We start from the raw sequence: 15401 nt of genomic DNA, 5'->3' as shown, positions 1-15401 counted from the left end.
GAATCATGACGACGCGACCGAACGGCACGGACCGGCAGGCCCCCCGCCCGCGCGATTCCCGGGCGACCAAGGAACTGCTGCTCTCCGCCGCCACGGCCGAGTTCGCCCAGTACGGTCTGGCCGGGGCCCGGATCGATCGCATCGCGGAGCGGGCGGGAGCCAACAAGCGGCTGCTGTACGTGTACTTCGGGGACAAGCACCAGCTCTTCGACGCGGTGCTCCAGCACGAGGTCGGCAAGCTGGCCAAGGGGACACCGTTGGTCGACGGCGACCTCGTCGCCTTCGCGGCCACCCACTTCGACTACATGCTCGCCCACCCGCAGACCGCCCGGCTGGCCGCCTGGCGCCGCTTCGAGCGCGACTACCTCACCCCCTCCGAAATCGCTGGATACCAGGTCAAGGTGGACGCTGTCGCCGCCGCCCAGCGCGCGGGCCGCATGGACGACTCCCTTCCCGCGGTCGACCTGTTCGCCATGGTGCTGCGGATCACCGAGAGCTGGCTGGACGCCCCGCCCGGCCTCCAGGCCGTCGCCGGCCCGGAGCCGCGCGCGGCCGAACGCCTTGCGGAGCACCGTGCGGCACTGATCGAGGCCGTACGCCGCATCACCGCGCCCCACGGTCGCGCCGCGCCGGACGGCGCCCGAGGCGCCTGAGCGGCGCTGGTGCCGCGCCGGACGGCGTCCGAGGCGCGTGAGCCGTGCGGGTGCCCCCGCACTCCTGATGATCAGGAGCTGTCCTCCCGCCGGGCCGGGCTCTGCCAGATGCGCCGTGGTCACGTCACAGGGTGGGTCGAGAGACGGGTTCGCTTGCCGCCCCGATATGCCGGGTATGTGAAGTATGGGAGGCGAGATAGACCATGAGTGAGAACAGTAGAGCGTCGTCCACGTCCCGATCGGCGTCCCTGTCGCCGGCGGAGATGCTGCTGCGCCCGGTCGACATGGTGAAGACGACCGTGAGTCACGTGCCCGGCGCCGCCACGGTCAAGGGGGCTTTCGACAGTGTCCTGGACACGGTCGGCATCGTCTCGCCCCGCTCGCGCCGGATCGCGGCCTACGCGGGCGCGGGCGTGCTGGGCGCGGCGGGGGTGGTCGAGTGGCCGGTGGCGGCCACGGGCGCCGCAGTCGTGTGGCTGACCCAGTCCCGCCCGGGTACCGGCGGCAAGGACGCTCCGAAGGCCGGGGCCAGGGCGGCCGAGACCCGTCCCGCGGCGGCGAAGCCCTCAGCCGGGCGGCGTGCGGCGGCGAAACCGGGCGAGGCCCGGACGACGGCGGCCCGGACGACGGCGGCCAAGACGGCGACGACCAGGACGACGAGGCCGTAATGATCCCCCGCCTGCTCACCCGGCTGCCGGTGACGGGTCTCGACCTCGCGCTGGCGGCACCCGTACGGGTGACCCGGCGGGTCGTGCCGACGGCAGGGGCCGCCGTGCGAGGAGTGGTCGATGCCGCCGAGGCAGGCGTGCGGACGAGCACGCGCGGGGCGGCCGCGGTGTCGGCGTCGGCGGCGCGGGTGGGCCGTGTCGGCCTGAACGCGCTCACGCCCGGCCGCGGGTACTGGCACGCGGGTTCCCGGCTACAGCTTCCGTTGCGCCCATGCCGCGGCGCCACCGTCCAAAACGTGGAGACAGCGGCACGGCAGGTGGCGGCCGCGCTGGCCAGGCGCCCGGACGTGCTCGCCGCCTACTGGGACGGCGGCCTGGCCCGGCTGGTGGTGCAGACGACCCAGGACGCGGTCACCGACCGGGTGGTGGACCGGGCGACCGAGCTGGCGGCCCGGCAGAAACTGGAACGCCCGGACGAGGACGTGCTGGAACCCGTGCACCCCGGCCACACCGGCGGCATCCGCTCCGGTGCGCTCGCCGTGGTCTGCGACATGGTGGGCATCACGACAGCGGTCGCCGCGCGGACCGTCCGCCTCAAGAGCACGCCGCGCCTCGTCACCGCCGGTGTCACGCTGATGCGTGAAGACCCCCGGGTCCGGGCGGTGCTGCGACACCGGCTCGGCCGCTCCGCCACCGACCTGGTGCTCGCCGCCGCCAACGCCGCCGCGCACGGCATCGGGCAGTCGCCCACCTCCCTGGCGCTGGACGCCGTCCTGCGGGTGAGCCAGCTGACCGAGGCCATCGCACGGGCCGCCGCCTTCGACGCCGCGCACGACACGGTCTGCGCGGCCGGGCGGCTGAGCCTGGCCGGCCGACAGGTCGCCCGCCCGCCGATCCACCGCTACCCGGGCGAGCGGTACCGGGACCAGGCCATCACCGGCACCCTGCTCGGCGCGACCGGAACGCTGCTGCTCACACGCGATGTGCAGGAGACCGCGGAGGCACTGCTCGCAGGCAACCCGAAGGCCGCCCGCTACGGTCCGGCCGCCTTCGCCGCGGCGCTGTGCACCGTGCTGGCCCGCGAAGGCGTCCTGGTCCGCAACCTCGATCGGCTGAGGCAACTGGAGCTCGTCGACACGGTGGTGCTCCACCCGGAGGCGCTGCGCGGCACCCGCCGTACGGTCCTGGACGCCAACCCGAACGTGGCCGACTGGGACCACGACCGGCTGTGGCAGGCGGCGACGGCCGCGCTGGGGCAGGGCGGGGAACTCGACCTGCGCCCGGTACCGGACCGGGGCGAGCCGGACACCGGGCTGATGATCGCCTCGGACGCCGGGAGGGACATCGGCACCGTCCTGGTCGGATGGGAGATCGACCCGCTGGCCGAAGCCGCCCTGGACGCGGCCCGCCGGGCCGGCCTGTACGTGGTGGTGCTGGACGACGGCTCGCTCGGTGACTTCGGCGCGCTCGCGGACGAACTCGTCGGCGCCGAGGTCCCGTTGGCCGAGCTGGTCAGAGAACTCCAGCGAGACGGCCGCGTCGTACTGACGGTCGCGCATGTCCGCAGCGGGGACGCCAAGGTGGAGCAGCAACTGAGCGACGAGAGCCGCGAGGTGCTCACCGGCCTGCTGCGCAGCGACATCGCGGTCTCGCTCACCGACGACCGCAGCGCGGTGGTGTGGCCCGCGGACGTACTCCTGCTGCACGGGCTGCGGGGGGCATGGCGGCTGCTGGACGCGATCCCGGCGGCACGGACCGTCGGCAGGCACTCCAAGACCTTCGCCGAGGCGGGCGCGGCGCTCGCCGGGCTGCTGGTGGTCACCCGGGGGACCCGCGCGAAACGCCTCGCCTTCCCGCTCGGATTCCGGGTCAGCCCCGTCAACGCCGCCGCGGCGGCCGCGCTCCTGTCCGGCTGGCGCGCGGCCCTGCGCGTGAGCGCCGACCGCGCGCCGCACCCGCTGCCCCGGGTGGCCTGGCACGCCCTGCAACCGCAGGAGGTGCTGACCCGGCTCAAAGCCCGCGCACGGGCGGCGCATCCGGGCGCGCTCGAACCCGTCAGGGAGACCCTCGTGCGGGCATACCGCCTGCCGGTCCTCACCCCCGCCCGGCTGACGGTCCGGCTGTTCGCCGCGGTACGCGGCGAACTGCGCGATCCGCTCACTCCGCTGCTCCTGGTCGGGGCGATGGCCTCCGCGCTGCTCGGGTCCCCCGTCGACGCGCTGATGGTGCTCGGGGCGATGGGCATGAACGCGCTCGTGGGCGGGCTGCAACGGCTGCGCGCCGAGCGAGCGCTCTCCGGGCTCAGGGTGGGGCAGCGCCAACAAGCCCGCCGGATGGACGACTTGGGCGCGGACGAGGCCCGCCTGGTGGAGGCCCGACGGCTGGCGGCGGGTGACCTGATCGAGCTTTACACGGGCGACGTGGTACCGGCCGATGCCCGGCTGCTGGCAGCGGACGATCTTGAGGTCGACGAGTCCTCGCTGACCGGCGAGTCGCTGCCGACCGCCAAACAGGTCGATCCCACTCCCCAGGCTCCGGTGCCCGATCGCCGCTGCATGGTCTTCGAAGGTACGACGGTGGTGGCCGGCCACGGCCAGGCGGTGATCGTGGGGACCGGCGACGAGACCGAAGCGGGCCGGGCGGCGCATCTGGCCTCGCGCGCCCAGCCGGCGCCCGGCGTGCAGGCCCGGCTGCACGAACTGACCAGCCGCATGCTGCCGTTCACCCTGCTGGGCGGCGCCGCCGTGACCGGTCTGTCGCTGCTGCGCGGTCGACCGGTACGGCAGGCGGTCCGCGGTGGGCTGGCGGTCGCGGTGGCGGCCGTACCCGAGGGCCTGCCGCTGGTCGCCACCGTCGCGCAACTGGCGGCGGCCCGCCGGCTCAGCCGGATCGGCATCCTGGTCCGCACCCCCCGTGCGCTGGAGGCGCTCGGCCGGATGGACACCATCTGCTTCGACAAGACCGGCACACTGACCGAGAACCGGCTCCGGGTGGTGCGGGTCGTCGCCGGCGACGGCACCGAGCACCCGGCCGACGCCGCCGAGGCGGCACCGCTGCTCCACGCCGCCGCGCTGACCTGCCCGACCCACGGCCAGAACGCGGGCATCCACACCCACTCCACCGACGAGGCGGTACTCGTCGCGAGCCCGCCGGGGTCACCCTGGACACCCGAGGAGATGCAGCCCTTCGAGGCCAGCCGCGGATACGCCGCCGCCGTCGGCGCCGACGCGGACGGCGAGCGTTTCCGGGTGGTCAAGGGCGCGCCGGAGGTCGTGCTCGCGGGCTGCCGGGACATCGACGGCGACAGTACCGTGCGGACCCTGGCCGCCGAGGGACTGCGGGTACTGGCCGTGGCCCGTGACCGGCTGAAGCCCCACGAGGAGCCCGACGAGGTACTCGGCCGGCCACTCGCGGACATGGACCTGCTCGGTTTCATCGCCCTGGCCGACACTCCGCGCCCCAGCTCCGCGCCGCTGGTGGCCGACCTGCGCGAGGCCGGCGTACGCCCCGTCATGCTCACCGGCGACCACCCGGAGACCGCCCGCGCGGTCGCCGTACAACTCGGCTGGCCCGATGACGTTGCCGTGGTCACCGGTGAGGAACTGGCCGCCCAGGACCGGTCCGGGCGGGCCCGCCTGCTGCGCGACTGCGGCGTGGTGGCCCGGGTCGCGCCGGAGCAGAAACTGCACGTGGTGGAGGCGCTCCAGGAGGCCGGTCAGGTGGTCGCCATGGTCGGGGACGGCGCCAACGACGCCGCCGCCATCCGCGCCGCCGACATCGGGATCGGTATCGCGGCACGCGGTTCGGCCGCCGCCCGCAACGCGGCCGATCTGGTGATCACCAGCGACGACCTGTCGATGCTCGTCGCCGCCGTCGCCGAGGGCCGCGCGCTGTGGCGCAGCGTCGCGGACGCGATCAGCGTGCTGATCGGCGGCAACACCGGCGAGATCGGCTTCTCGGTGCTCGGCACACTGCTGTCCGGCTCCTCGCCGCTCTCCACCCGCCAGATCCTGCTGGTCAACCTGCTCACCGACATGTTCCCCGCGATGGCGGTCTCGGTGACCCCGCGGGACGAGACGGCCGACGCGCGGGCGGGCGACGAATCCGCCCTGGCCGACAGCATCCCCGTGGGCCTCGCCGCGCTGGGCGATCCGCTGAGCCGGCAGATCAGGAACCGGGGCGTCGTCACCGCACTCGGCGCGAGCACGGCCTGGCTGATCGGCACGGTCACACCGGGCTCCGCGCGCAGAACGAGCACGATGGCCCTGTGCGGGGTGGTCGGCGCCCAGCTCACCCAGACCGTGACCGGCCGTCGGCACAGCCCGCTGGTGCTGCTGACCGCCCTCGGCTCAGCCGCCGTCCTGGCCGCCCTGATCGAGACACCGCTGGTCAGCCAGTTCTTCGGCTGCACTCCGCTCGGCCCGGTCGCCTGGGCCGGCGTCGCCACCGCGCTGGTCGTCGCCGTACTGGCACCGCGCGTGATGCCGTCGATCGAGCGGAAGCTGTCGGGGCTCGGCGTGCGGCTGGGCGCGTAGTCAGGCATCCGCACCGCCTCATCGGGGGGCATCCGCGCCGCCTCATCGGCCCACACCTTCCGTGGTCTCCCTCTACAATCAAATTGAAGAGTTTTTCAATTGGTAAGTTGCTGTGGTCCCTAGATCCACTGTCCGGAGGTCGGAGTGAACGAGGTCGCCGAGGCGTTGCTGGCGCGGGTTCGTGTGGCGCGGGCGGCCCTGACGGCCGCCATGAGCGCCGGGGACGCGTATGAGGTCGCCGTGGCCCAGGACGAGTTGGAGGACGCGGTGCGGCTGGCGCGGCGGCACGGGCTGGACGTCGATGAGCCAGAAAGGGAAGAGGGGTGATCGGGATGCCGGTTCCGCTGTACGAGGCGAAGGCGGAGTTGTTCCGGATGCTGGGCCACCCGGTGCGCATCCGGGTACTTGAGCTGTTGCAGGACGGGCCGAAGCCGGTGCGTGACCTGCTGGCCTCGATCGAGGTCGAGCCGTCGAACCTGTCCCAGCAACTGGCGGTGCTGCGCCGCTCGGGCATCGTGACCGCGACGCGTACCGGGTCGACGGTGGTGTACGAGCTGGCCGGGGGCGATGTGGCCGAACTGCTCGCCGCCGCCCGTCGGATCCTGGCCACCCTTCTGACCGGCCGGCAGGACCTGCTGGACGAACTGCGTGCCGCGGGGCCCGCGCGTTGAACGGCGGCGGAGAGCCGTGATCATGACGGCCCGTTCGGGTGGGTGCGGTTCGGCATGCCGTCGTAGGGGCGGGGGACATCAGCGGATTTCATGGGAGAGCAGGGAGACGACACGGTGACCGACCAGGCATCGGACCAGGCATCCGACCAGGCGCCGGACCAGGCATCGGACCCGTCCGCGGGTAGGAGGCGGAAACCGAAGACCAGGGACAGGGAGCAGTGGATCGAGCGGGGCGTCGCGATCCGGGCGGGCTTCTACATCTTCGGTACGCATCTGCTCGCCGGGTTCGTGTGGCTCTTGTTCCACCTGGGCGAGCACGCACAGAAATGACCCGACGTGAAGGCGCGCGCACCGTACCGCGGGCTTCACCGTCCGGGCGGGGCCGGGCGGGTGCAGCCCCCGCCCGGTGGTGCGGACTTCGCGCAACAGGCCCCTGAGTTCCCTCCCCGCCACGGTGAGGACCTGCCCGCGGACTGACCAACGAGCCGTCCTGTGACCGGAGTTACGACGTTGTCGCCGGCTCCGCCACTGCGGCGTACCCGCGCCGACCGGGGAGGCGGCCGTCCCCCCATGCCGTAGGGCCCTGTCCGGTTCCGGGGGAGACGGCCGCCGGTCACGAGGCCGTCGCTACGACGGCGGCTTCGCCTCTCCCTGCGCGGCCCGCAGATCGGCGAGAAGCTCGGCCTGCCCGGCCAGCACACCGGACAGGATGGTGCGGGCCACCCGCAGCAGCTCGGCGACGTGCGGGCTGGTCAGCGAGTAGTACACGGTCGAGCCCTCCTTGCGGCTCACCACGAGGTTGGCCCGGCGCAGCACGGCCAACTGCTGCGAGAGGTGCGCGGCCTCGATGCCCACCTCGGGCAGCATCTCCGCGACCGCGTGTTCGCGCTCGCTCAGCAGCTCCAGGACCCGGATGCGGGCCGGGTGGCCGAGGGTTTTGAAGAACTCGGCCTTCAGCTGGTACAGCGGCGTACTCACCGTGCCGTCCCCTTCCCGATACAGCGGCACGGCACTACCGGCCGGGCCTCGGCGCCTCGCATCCACCCACTCGTCAAGAACATGCGCCCCATCCTCGCCCGTGGCACCGGCCAGGCCGAATCCGTACCGGGAAAGTGGCCCGCCGAATCCAGCGGTGACGACCCGGCCGACCTCGGATTCCGTCGGCCGGCGGGACCCGGGGGAGGGGAGTCCCAGGCGCTCGGGTCAGAGGGGGAGAGTGATCCAGACGGCCTTGCCCTGACCGTCGGCGTCGGCGCGGACCACCGCCGTGCCGTCCGCCGCGAGTACGAGTTCCATGACGGTGGCCAGGCCGCCCGTACCGGTGCGGGCGACCGCCTCGTACAGCGCGGGCCGGTAGGGGTGGCGGTCGTGGACGGCGAGGGCCAGACGGTCCGGGCTCGCCGCGTAGACCACGGTGACCTGCGGGGAGAGGACGGCGGTGTGGCGGACGGCATTGGTCACCAGTTCACTGAGGATCAGCAGGGCCGGGCCCACCACGGGGTGGCGCAGGCTGATCCCCCACTCGACGAGTGCCTGCTCGGCCGTCTCGCGGGCTGTCCGTACCGCGGACGGCTCGGTGGGCATGGTGAGCACGTGCCGGTAGGGCAGGGCCCCCAACTGCGTGAACATCAAGCCTCCGCCCCGGAGACCTCGACCATGCGCGGGACGGCGGCCGGAGTACTCATCGCGGTGCCTGCTGGACGGAGGCGCGGGGCTCGGGCGCGGGAAGGGCGGACCAGACTCCGGCCGTCTCCAGGTGATCGCGGGCGGCCCGGATCGCCTCGGGGGTGGTGGCGTACTCCCGGCCCTCGTCCCGCAGCAGGTCCAGCGCGCCCACGGAGTCCAGGACCCGGCGCTGACCCGCTCGTACGCCCGAGGCCAGGACGACGATGCCGCGGCGGTGCAGCTTCGCCACCGCGTCCTTCAGGACCAGGGCGCCGGTGGCGTCCATGGTCGACACCCGGGACATGCGCAGGATGACGACACGGACGTCGGCGACCTCGGTCAGCTCCAGCAGGAAGCGGTGGGCGGCGGCGAAGAACAGCGGGCCGTCGATGCGGTAGGCCACGATGTGCTCGGCCAGCAGCGCCTGTTCCTCCATGCTGTGGTCGCCCCGGTCCAGGGGCACCTGGTCGAGCCGGGCCTGCTTCGCGACGGCGCGCAGGGCGAGGGCACCGGCGGCGGCCAGGCCGATGATCACGGCGTGGACCAGGTCCAGAGCCAGGGTCGCCCCGGCGGTGAGGACCAGGATCAGCGCGTCGGAGCGCGTCGCCTTCACCATGGCCCTCAGCGAGCCGACCTCGACCATGCGGACCGCGGTGGCCAGCAGGACCCCGGCGAGGGCGGCCAGCGGGATCCGGGAGACGAGGGGTGCCGCCGCGAAGACGATCACGGCGAGGACGGCGGCGTGGACGAGCGCGGCGAGGCGGGAACTCGCGCCGGTGCGGACGTTGACCGCGGTGCGGGCGATCGCGCCTGTCGCCGGGACCCCGCCGAACAGCGGGGCGGCGATGTTCGCCAACCCCTGCCCGAACAGTTCCCGGTCGGGATCATGCTGCTGACCCACCGTCATACCGTCCGCGACCGAGGCGGACAGCAGCGACTCCAGGGCCGCCAGGGCGGCGACCGCCACCGCGGGGGCGAGCAGGGAGCCGAGCGAGCCGAGGTCGAGGAACGACCACGACGGCACGGGCAGCCCGGCCGGCAGGTCGCCGATCGGCTGCGCCGCGTCCAGGTGGGCCAGCCGGGCCACGGCCGTCGCGGCGATCACGGCGACGATCGAGAACGGCACGCTCGGCCGCCACCGCGCCCCGACCAGCATGACCGAGGCCACCGCGACCGCGAAGCCGACGGCCGTCCAGTTCGGGGACTTCACGAACTCCTCGGCCGCCCGCCAGGCCACCACCAGGACCCGGTCGCCCGTCGGCTTGGGCACGCCGAGCGCGTTCGGGACCTGCTGGAGGCCGATCACGCAGGCGATGCCGAGGGTGAAGCCCTCGACGACCGGGGCGGGCACGTACCGCATGTACTTCCCGGCACGCAGTACGGCCAGCGCGACGAGCAGGACGCCCGCCAGCAGACCGACGGTGAGCACACCGGTCGGCCCGTACTCGCCCACGAGGGGGACGAGGACCACCGTCATGGCGCCGGTCGGGCCGGACACCTGCAAGTTCGATCCGCCGAAGACCGCTGCGAGGGCGCCCGCGACCACGGCGGTCGCCAGTCCGGCCTCGGCACCCAGCCCCGAGGAGACGCCGAAGCCGAGCGCCAGCGGCAGCGCCACGATCGCCACCGTGAGGCCCGCGAGCAGATCTCGGCGCGGATCGCGCCGGATCTCCGCGAGATCGGCGCGAGCGGGCAGCAACGCGCCGACGCGAGCCCGCACCCGGCTCAATGGCATGGTCATCGCGCCGTGACCTCGGCTTCCCGTAGCTCGGTCAGCAACTCGTTGCGCCCTGCCGTCAGCCCGGTGAGGATGCGCCGCGCGGCCTTCATCAGGTCGGCCACGTCCCCGCCGGCCGGCGCGTGGACGACCGTCGAGCCCTCCCGCGTCGAGGTGACGATCCCCGAGCGGCGCGGCACGGCCAACTGCTGGGAGAGGCGGGAGGGTTCCACCTCGACGGCCGCCGGCAGCTCCCGTACCGGCAGCGGCCCGTCCTGTAGCAGTTCCAGCACCCGTATCCGTACGGGATGCCCCGGCATCCGGAAGAACTCGGCCTTCGCCTCGTACAGCGGAACGGACACGATCCCTCGGCTTCCCCTACGAGCCCCACCCGGGGCGGACACCAAAGGCCGTGCCCACGACTACCTACAAGCACGGCCAATACAGCATCTAACCAATTGCGAAATTTTGCAATTCGGCATCAGTGCCTGCCGCAGTCAGCGCCGCCGCCTCCTGCGGCCCCACACGGTGGTCCGTCAGAGTCGGTACGCCGCCGCGATCCGCTCCCGGAACGGGCGGCGGCGTACCGCCTCCGCCACCTCCGTCAGTAGATCCGCCAGCGGCATGGAGAGCTCCGCGTCCAGCTCCACCATCGCCGCCACTGTCGCGTCCCACTCCGCCTCGATCTGCGGCAGCAGGGCATGGGCCTTCGGCGTGAGCGCGATCAACCGGCGGCGGGCGTCCCGCGGGTCGGGGGTGTGGGTGACCAGGCCCGCACGGGCCATCTCGGCCGCCGTCTGGCTCGCGGCGGAGTGCGTGACACCCACCGCCGCTGCCAAGTCGCGGACCGGGAGCGGGCCTTCGGCCAGGAGGGCCCGTACGACCGGAGAGAAGCGGGGCCGGTACTCGGCGATGTCCTGCTCCTGGTAGACCTTGGCCACGTCGCCGTCGAGCAGTTCGAGGACGTGGCGGAGCAGGGTGCCTACGGCGGCCGGGTCTGGATGATGGCTCACGCTGTTAATGTAACAGCGCTGTCATATTCACGGGAGGCGCGTCTCACATGGCCGAGTTGTATCCGCCCATCGAGCCCTACGAGCACGGCATGCTCGACGTCGGCGACGGCAACAGCGTGTACTGGGAGACCTGCGGGAATCCCGCGGGCAAGCCCGCCCTCGTCCTGCACGGCGGGCCGGGTTCCGGCGCGGGGCCGTTCTGGCGCCGCCTGTTCGACCCCGCGGCGTACCGCGTCGTGCTCCTCGACCAGCGCGGATGCGGGCGGAGCACGCCCGACGCCGCCGATCCGCGGACTTCGCTCGCCGCCAACACCACTCCTCATCTGATCGCCGACATCGAGCTGTTGCGGCAGCACCTCGGCATCGAGAAGTGGCTGGTCATCGGCGGCTCCTGGGGAGTGAGCCTGGCGCTGGCGTACGCCGAGCAGCACCCCGGACGCGTATCCGAGTTGGTCCTCTTCAGCGTCACCAACAGCACCCGCCGCGAGGTGGAGTGGGTGACCCGGGACATGGGGCGGATCTTCCCCGAGGAATGGGCCCGGTTCCGCGAAGCCGTGCCGGAACCGGAGCGCGACGGCAGCCTGGTGGACGCCTACGCCCGGATGCTCGCCGACCCCGATCCGGCCGTACGGGAGCGGGCGGCGCGGGAGTGGTGCCGGTGGGAGGACGTGCACGTGTCCACCCACCGGGGATACAGGCCGGATCCCCGCTACGAGGACCCCCGCTTCCGGCTGCGCTTCGCCCGCCTCGTCACGCACTACTGGCGGCACGCCGGCTTCCTGGAGGACGGGGCGCTGCTGCGCGACGCCGGGAAGCTCGCCGGCATCCCCGGCGTGATGGTCCACGGGCGGATGGACATCAGCGGGCCCCCGGACGTCGCGTGGCGGCTGGCCCAGGTATGGCCGGACGCGAAGCTGGTACTGATCGGCGAGGAGGGGCACGGGCTGTCGGGGGACGCCACGACGAAGGCCGTCCTGGCGGCTACGGACCGGTTCCGGCCGGTCCAGGAAGGGACGGCCGGCGTGGTCTGAGTCATCGATTCGGACCGGGGGAGCATGGGTCAAGTCCTGTGGAGCAGTCGGGCTGCGTGGGCTTCGGGGCGTTCGACGAGCTGTCCGTGTTCGAGGCGGGCTCCGGTGCGGTGGAGGGCGGCCACGCGTACGGTGCTCAGTGCGCCGGGGTCGGCGTCCTTCGGCGCGGTGCCGAGCAGGGCCGGGTGGGGGGCGCGCAACTCGGCCCAGCCGGCGTCCCCGAGGGTGACACCCTGAGGGTGACACCCCTCTCTCCCCGGGATCAGTGCCGTGGCCGGCCGGTGGCATGGGCGTCGGCGAAGTCCCAGAGGATCGGCAGGAGTTTCTCGGGCGTCTCGCTCTGCGGCAGGTGACCGGTGCCCTCCACCAGACGGAACTCCGCGTCCGGGACGGCCTGTGCGTACGCGCGTCCGTAGTCGGCGTCCACGACCTGGTCGCTCGCGCCCCACACGACCTGGACCGGGTGGGTGACCTTGGCGAGACGCTCGGGCAGGGTGGGGTCGGCCATGGCGTGCGGGCCCGCATACACCAGCAGGGCGGTTCGGTTGGCGGCCATGACCGCGCGCTGCGCGTCGGTCAGCGTGCCGGGGTCGAAGCGGAACTTCGCGGGATCGTGGAAGGAGAGGCGGGACAGTTCGAGGGGTGTCAGGGAGAAGGTGTCGGCTATGGGGTGGCCGGGGACGGGGATGCCGACCGCGTTGACGAGGGTGACGCTGCTGATCCGGTCGCTGCCCACCGCCGCCAGTTCCGCGGCGGTCCAACCGCCGAGTGAGTTCCCGACGACGGCGACGTCCTCCAGACCGAGCGCGTCGAGCAGGTGCGCGTACACCTGGGCCAGGGTCGTGACGTCGGTCAGCCATTCGGGGCGGACCGTGCCGTCGAAGCCGGGATGGACGGGGGTGAACACCCTGGCCGGGCGCTGTCCGGCGAGGAGACCGGCGAACGGGGTGACGGTCTGCGGGCCGCCACCTCCGTGCAGGAGCAGGAAGGGGTGCCCCTGCTCGCCGTGGACGTCGACGGCGATGTCGAGGGCGCCCTGGTCGAGCGTGAGGGTGTGGGTGCTGCGAGTCATTTCCGTGCTCCTTGAGCGGATGGTCCGAGCGGAAGTCGGGCCGCGGTCACGCGAAGTCGGTCGCGGGGACGGTGGCGTAGCGGCTCATGATCGCGACTGTCGACTCAGGGGTCGGTTCCCGGCCGTCCGCGATCATGTTCCGCAGGTCGCGGAAGTACTGCACGTACAGGTCCGGCGTGAAGGTGTTGACCATCACCGCCGGCTCGTCGCCGAGGTTGGCGAAGGTGTGCGGGGCGCCGGGCGGGATCATCGCGAGGGTGCCGGCCGGCGCCGCGTGGACGGTCTCCCCGACGGTGAAGTGGACGGTGCCGGAGACGACGTAGAAGCCCTCGTCGTGCTGGGCGTGCCGGTGCTGCGGCGGGCCCTGGGTGTGCGGGGCGAGGGTGATCTCTGCGATGCCGAGGCGGTGCGCGGTGGTGCCGCCGTCCTCAAGGATGCGTATCTGTGTCGGTCCCAGCCGGATGGTCTCGCCGTCGTCCGGGCCGACCATGGACACCGTGGTCATTGCTCCTCCTTCGTGAGAGCTGACTCTCACGACATTAGATAGTTCGATCTCGTCATGCAAGTGAACTCTCATAAGGAGAGATTGCTGCTATTCTGCCGGGAGTCGACAGGAGGGGTCGCGCGATGACGGCGCAGACAGGTGCCGGCCGCACCAACCAGAAGCAGCGCACCCGGATGGCGATCGTGGCCGCCGCCCGTGAACTCATCGGCACGGGTGCCGAGGTGGCCATGCCCGCGATCGCCCGCGCGGCCCTGGTCTCCGAGGCCACCGCCTACCGGTACTTCCCGGACCTGCCCTCTCTGATAGCGGAGGCGCTGGCCGGTGTCTGGCCGCCCCCCGCCGAGGCGCTCGCACCGGTGGCGGACTCCGCCGACCCCGTCGAACGCGTCGCCTTCGCCTGCGAGTTCCTGCTGCGCGGCGTCCTCGCCCGCCAGGGCTCGGTGCGGGCGATGATCGCCGCCACCATCACCCGGCCCGAGGCGGTGCCCATGCGTCCCGGTATCCGCTTCGGGCTCATCGAGCACGCGCTCCTCCCCCTGGAGGAGACGCTCGGCGTGACGGACCCGGACGCCTTCACCCGACTGAAGCGTGACCTCGCGGTGGTCGTGAGCGCCGAGGCGCTCTTCACCCTCACCGATCTGTGCGGGCTGGGCCCCGACGAGGCTGTCTCCAGCGCCGTACGGACCGCGTCCACCCTCACCGCAGCCGCGGTGCGGTCGGCCAGGTAGCGAACCAGGAGGGCGGTTGGTCTCTCGATCGAGGGACGGTCGTCCTCTCGGTCGAGAAGAACGGCTGGTCACTGACAACAACGCCGGATGCGAAGTGGTCTTTCCAGCAGGAACGACTCTTCAGGAAAGCCTTTGCGCGGGTCGCCGTCCGGATGATGGGGTGGCACGGTGTTCAACCACGATGAGGCTGCGACTGTCCGACCGCTGACCCTGGCCTGGGTGGGCCGCCACCTGGAGGTCGGCGAACGGATCGTCAGGATCGAGGCGCTGCACGGCGGCCTCGCCGCCGAAATGCGGCGGCTGACCATCGGCACGCGGGACGGAGACACCCGTGACCTGGTGCTGCGGACCTTCGTCGGCGTCGAGCACGCCGAGGACTGGCTGAACAGGGAGGCCGGCGCCCTTGCCCTGCTCACCGGGACCGACGTGTCGGCCCCCGGACTGGTCGCGGTCGATCCGACCGCCGAGCACTGCGAGTATCCCTCGCTCCTCATGACACACCTGGCGGGCCGGACGGTCCTCGCCGACGAGGGAGTGGAGACACGCGTCCCGCTGCTGGCCCGTCAACTCGTGGCGATCCACGCGCTCAGACCCGTCGAACGGCCCCGGGCGTACGTGGCGTTGACGACCGCCGACACCGTCGTGACCCCGAAAGGCGCCGACGCGGCGGCGTGGGCCGCCGCGATCGACATGATCCGCAAGCCCCCGCCGCCCTATGAAGGGCGGTTCCTGCACCGGGACTTCCACCCCGGCAACGTGCTGTTCGACGTGCCGTCCCCAAGTCCGGCAGATGCCCGGATCACCGGCGTCGTCGACTGGGCGGCGACCTCCTGGGGTCCGACGGATCTCGATGTGGCGCACTGCTGCACCACCCTCGCGCTGCTGCACGGCCCGGCGTGGGGTCTGCGGCTCGCCGAGGAGTACGAGGCGGCGGGCGGGGTGCTGGCCGCGACCGCGAGCGAACGGCTGTACTGGCGGGTGCGGGACGGGCTGGCGTTCTCGGAGGAAGTGCGGTTGGTGTCGCGGCCATGGCGGGAGGCGGGCAGGACGGAGCTGACGACACGAGCCGTGGAGGAGCGGCTCGATGCCTATGTCACCGCGCTGATGGACGCGCTGGGCTGAGCCGAGGCGGCCCGGGGCGCG

The 15401-nt window shown here is 72.7% G+C and carries 17 protein-coding genes; 9 read left to right on the top strand and 8 right to left on the bottom strand.

Annotation, left to right across the window (positions count from 1 at the left end; genetic code table 11):
* Positions 1-5: 5 nt before the first annotated feature.
* The 6 genes from ACFC09_RS18260 to ACFC09_RS18235 all read left to right on the top strand — a co-directional run bounded on the left by ACFC09_RS18260 (position 6) and on the right by ACFC09_RS18235 (position 6857).
* On the top strand, positions 6-653 hold the full coding sequence (locus tag ACFC09_RS18260; RefSeq protein WP_376529125.1) for a TetR family transcriptional regulator: 648 nt from the start codon (positions 6-8) through the stop codon (positions 651-653).
* A 203-nt stretch (positions 654-856) separates the two neighbouring features.
* A complete protein-coding gene (locus ACFC09_RS18255) occupies positions 857-1321 on the top strand; it encodes a hypothetical protein (protein ID WP_376529122.1) in 465 nt (154 codons plus the stop codon).
* Positions 1321-5856, top strand: coding sequence for an HAD-IC family P-type ATPase (locus ACFC09_RS18250; protein WP_376529121.1), 4536 nt, complete (start codon positions 1321-1323; stop codon positions 5854-5856). Before ACFC09_RS18255 ends, ACFC09_RS18250 begins: the two co-directional genes overlap by 1 nt.
* 144 nt (positions 5857-6000) lie before the next feature.
* The gene (locus ACFC09_RS18245) at positions 6001-6183 is read left to right on the top strand and encodes a hypothetical protein (RefSeq protein ID WP_376529120.1); all 183 of its coding nucleotides are present in this window, start codon (positions 6001-6003) and stop codon (positions 6181-6183) included.
* Positions 6184-6188: 5 nt separating this feature from the next.
* The gene (locus ACFC09_RS18240) at positions 6189-6527 is read left to right on the top strand and encodes an ArsR/SmtB family transcription factor (protein WP_376529117.1); all 339 of its coding nucleotides are present in this window, start codon (positions 6189-6191) and stop codon (positions 6525-6527) included.
* Positions 6528-6617: 90 nt separating this feature from the next.
* Positions 6618-6857 (top strand): DUF6126 family protein, encoded by a 240-nt coding sequence (locus ACFC09_RS18235; RefSeq protein WP_376529115.1) that lies wholly within the window; start codon positions 6618-6620, stop codon positions 6855-6857.
* Positions 6858-7154: 297 nt separating this feature from the next.
* Here ACFC09_RS18235 and ACFC09_RS18230 read toward each other — a convergent pair whose 3' ends face one another.
* The 5 genes from ACFC09_RS18230 to ACFC09_RS18210 form a co-directional block, all read right to left on the bottom strand.
* The gene (locus ACFC09_RS18230) at positions 7155-7505 is read right to left on the bottom strand and encodes an ArsR/SmtB family transcription factor (protein ID WP_376529112.1); all 351 of its coding nucleotides are present in this window, start codon (positions 7503-7505) and stop codon (positions 7155-7157) included.
* A 225-nt stretch (positions 7506-7730) separates the two neighbouring features.
* Positions 7731-8156 (bottom strand): ATP-binding protein, encoded by a 426-nt coding sequence (locus ACFC09_RS18225; protein ID WP_376529109.1) that lies wholly within the window; start codon positions 8154-8156, stop codon positions 7731-7733.
* A 52-nt stretch (positions 8157-8208) separates the two neighbouring features.
* Complete coding sequence (locus ACFC09_RS18220) at positions 8209-9933, bottom strand: SulP family inorganic anion transporter (protein WP_376529105.1); 1725 nt, start codon at positions 9931-9933, stop codon at positions 8209-8211.
* On the bottom strand, positions 9930-10271 hold the full coding sequence (locus tag ACFC09_RS18215; protein ID WP_376529102.1) for an ArsR/SmtB family transcription factor: 342 nt from the start codon (positions 10269-10271) through the stop codon (positions 9930-9932). Before ACFC09_RS18215 ends, ACFC09_RS18220 begins: the two co-directional genes overlap by 4 nt.
* A 174-nt stretch (positions 10272-10445) precedes the next feature.
* Complete coding sequence (locus tag ACFC09_RS18210; protein ID WP_376529098.1) at positions 10446-10922, bottom strand: MarR family winged helix-turn-helix transcriptional regulator; 477 nt, start codon at positions 10920-10922, stop codon at positions 10446-10448.
* A 47-nt stretch (positions 10923-10969) separates the two neighbouring features.
* On the opposite strand from ACFC09_RS18210, the gene pip reads away from it, so the two are divergent.
* Positions 10970-11953 (top strand): prolyl aminopeptidase, encoded by a 984-nt coding sequence (gene pip, locus ACFC09_RS18205; RefSeq protein WP_376529096.1) that lies wholly within the window; start codon positions 10970-10972, stop codon positions 11951-11953.
* A 29-nt stretch (positions 11954-11982) separates the two neighbouring features.
* Here the strand turns inward: pip and ACFC09_RS18200 are convergent, their stop codons facing one another.
* The 3 genes from ACFC09_RS18200 to ACFC09_RS18190 form a co-directional block, all read right to left on the bottom strand.
* Entirely contained in the window at positions 11983-12153 is a 171-nt protein-coding gene (locus ACFC09_RS18200; RefSeq protein WP_376529093.1) for a hypothetical protein, read from the bottom strand.
* Between the two features lie 62 nt (positions 12154-12215).
* Positions 12216-13025, bottom strand: coding sequence for an alpha/beta fold hydrolase (locus ACFC09_RS18195; RefSeq protein ID WP_376529090.1), 810 nt, complete (start codon positions 13023-13025; stop codon positions 12216-12218).
* A 46-nt stretch (positions 13026-13071) separates the two neighbouring features.
* Positions 13072-13530 (bottom strand): cupin domain-containing protein, encoded by a 459-nt coding sequence (locus ACFC09_RS18190; protein WP_376529088.1) that lies wholly within the window; start codon positions 13528-13530, stop codon positions 13072-13074.
* A gap of 122 nt (positions 13531-13652) precedes the next feature.
* Here ACFC09_RS18190 and ACFC09_RS18185 point away from each other — a divergent pair, with 122 nt between their 5' ends.
* Positions 13653-14258 carry a TetR/AcrR family transcriptional regulator gene (locus ACFC09_RS18185; protein ID WP_376529085.1) on the top strand — a complete coding sequence of 202 codons (606 nt, stop codon included), beginning with the start codon at positions 13653-13655 and terminating at the stop codon, positions 14256-14258.
* 168 nt (positions 14259-14426) lie between these two features.
* Positions 14427-15380: a phosphotransferase family protein gene (locus ACFC09_RS18180; protein ID WP_376529082.1), complete on the top strand. Its 954-nt coding sequence runs from the start codon at positions 14427-14429 to the stop codon at positions 15378-15380.
* The last annotated feature ends 21 nt before the right edge of the window (positions 15381-15401 follow it).

The sequence above is a fragment of the Streptomyces sp. NPDC056161 genome (assembly GCF_042268025.1).
Classification (GTDB): Bacteria; Actinomycetota; Actinomycetes; order Streptomycetales; family Streptomycetaceae; genus Streptomyces.
This window is presented reverse-complemented; position numbering and strand designations above follow the sequence as displayed.

Excerpts from the sequence above, each read along its gene's own strand:
- ACFC09_RS18260 (WP_376529125.1), top strand. The coding sequence starts at position 6 with ATGACGACGCGACCGAACGGCACGGACCGGCAGGCCCCCCGCCCGCGC.
- ACFC09_RS18255 (WP_376529122.1), top strand. The coding sequence starts at position 857 with ATGAGTGAGAACAGTAGAGCGTCGTCCACGTCCCGATCGGCGTCCCTG.
- ACFC09_RS18250 (WP_376529121.1), top strand. The coding sequence starts at position 1,321 with ATGATCCCCCGCCTGCTCACCCGGCTGCCGGTGACGGGTCTCGACCTC.
- ACFC09_RS18240 (WP_376529117.1), top strand. The coding sequence starts at position 6,189 with ATGCCGGTTCCGCTGTACGAGGCGAAGGCGGAGTTGTTCCGGATGCTG.
- ACFC09_RS18235 (WP_376529115.1), top strand. The coding sequence starts at position 6,618 with ATGGGAGAGCAGGGAGACGACACGGTGACCGACCAGGCATCGGACCAG.
- ACFC09_RS18225 (WP_376529109.1), bottom strand. The coding sequence starts at position 8,156 with ATGTTCACGCAGTTGGGGGCCCTGCCCTACCGGCACGTGCTCACCATG.
- ACFC09_RS18220 (WP_376529105.1), bottom strand. The coding sequence starts at position 9,933 with ATGACCATGCCATTGAGCCGGGTGCGGGCTCGCGTCGGCGCGTTGCTG.
- pip (WP_376529096.1), top strand. The coding sequence starts at position 10,970 with ATGGCCGAGTTGTATCCGCCCATCGAGCCCTACGAGCACGGCATGCTC.
- ACFC09_RS18195 (WP_376529090.1), bottom strand. The coding sequence starts at position 13,025 with ATGACTCGCAGCACCCACACCCTCACGCTCGACCAGGGCGCCCTCGAC.
- ACFC09_RS18190 (WP_376529088.1), bottom strand. The coding sequence starts at position 13,530 with ATGACCACGGTGTCCATGGTCGGCCCGGACGACGGCGAGACCATCCGG.
- ACFC09_RS18185 (WP_376529085.1), top strand. The coding sequence starts at position 13,653 with ATGACGGCGCAGACAGGTGCCGGCCGCACCAACCAGAAGCAGCGCACC.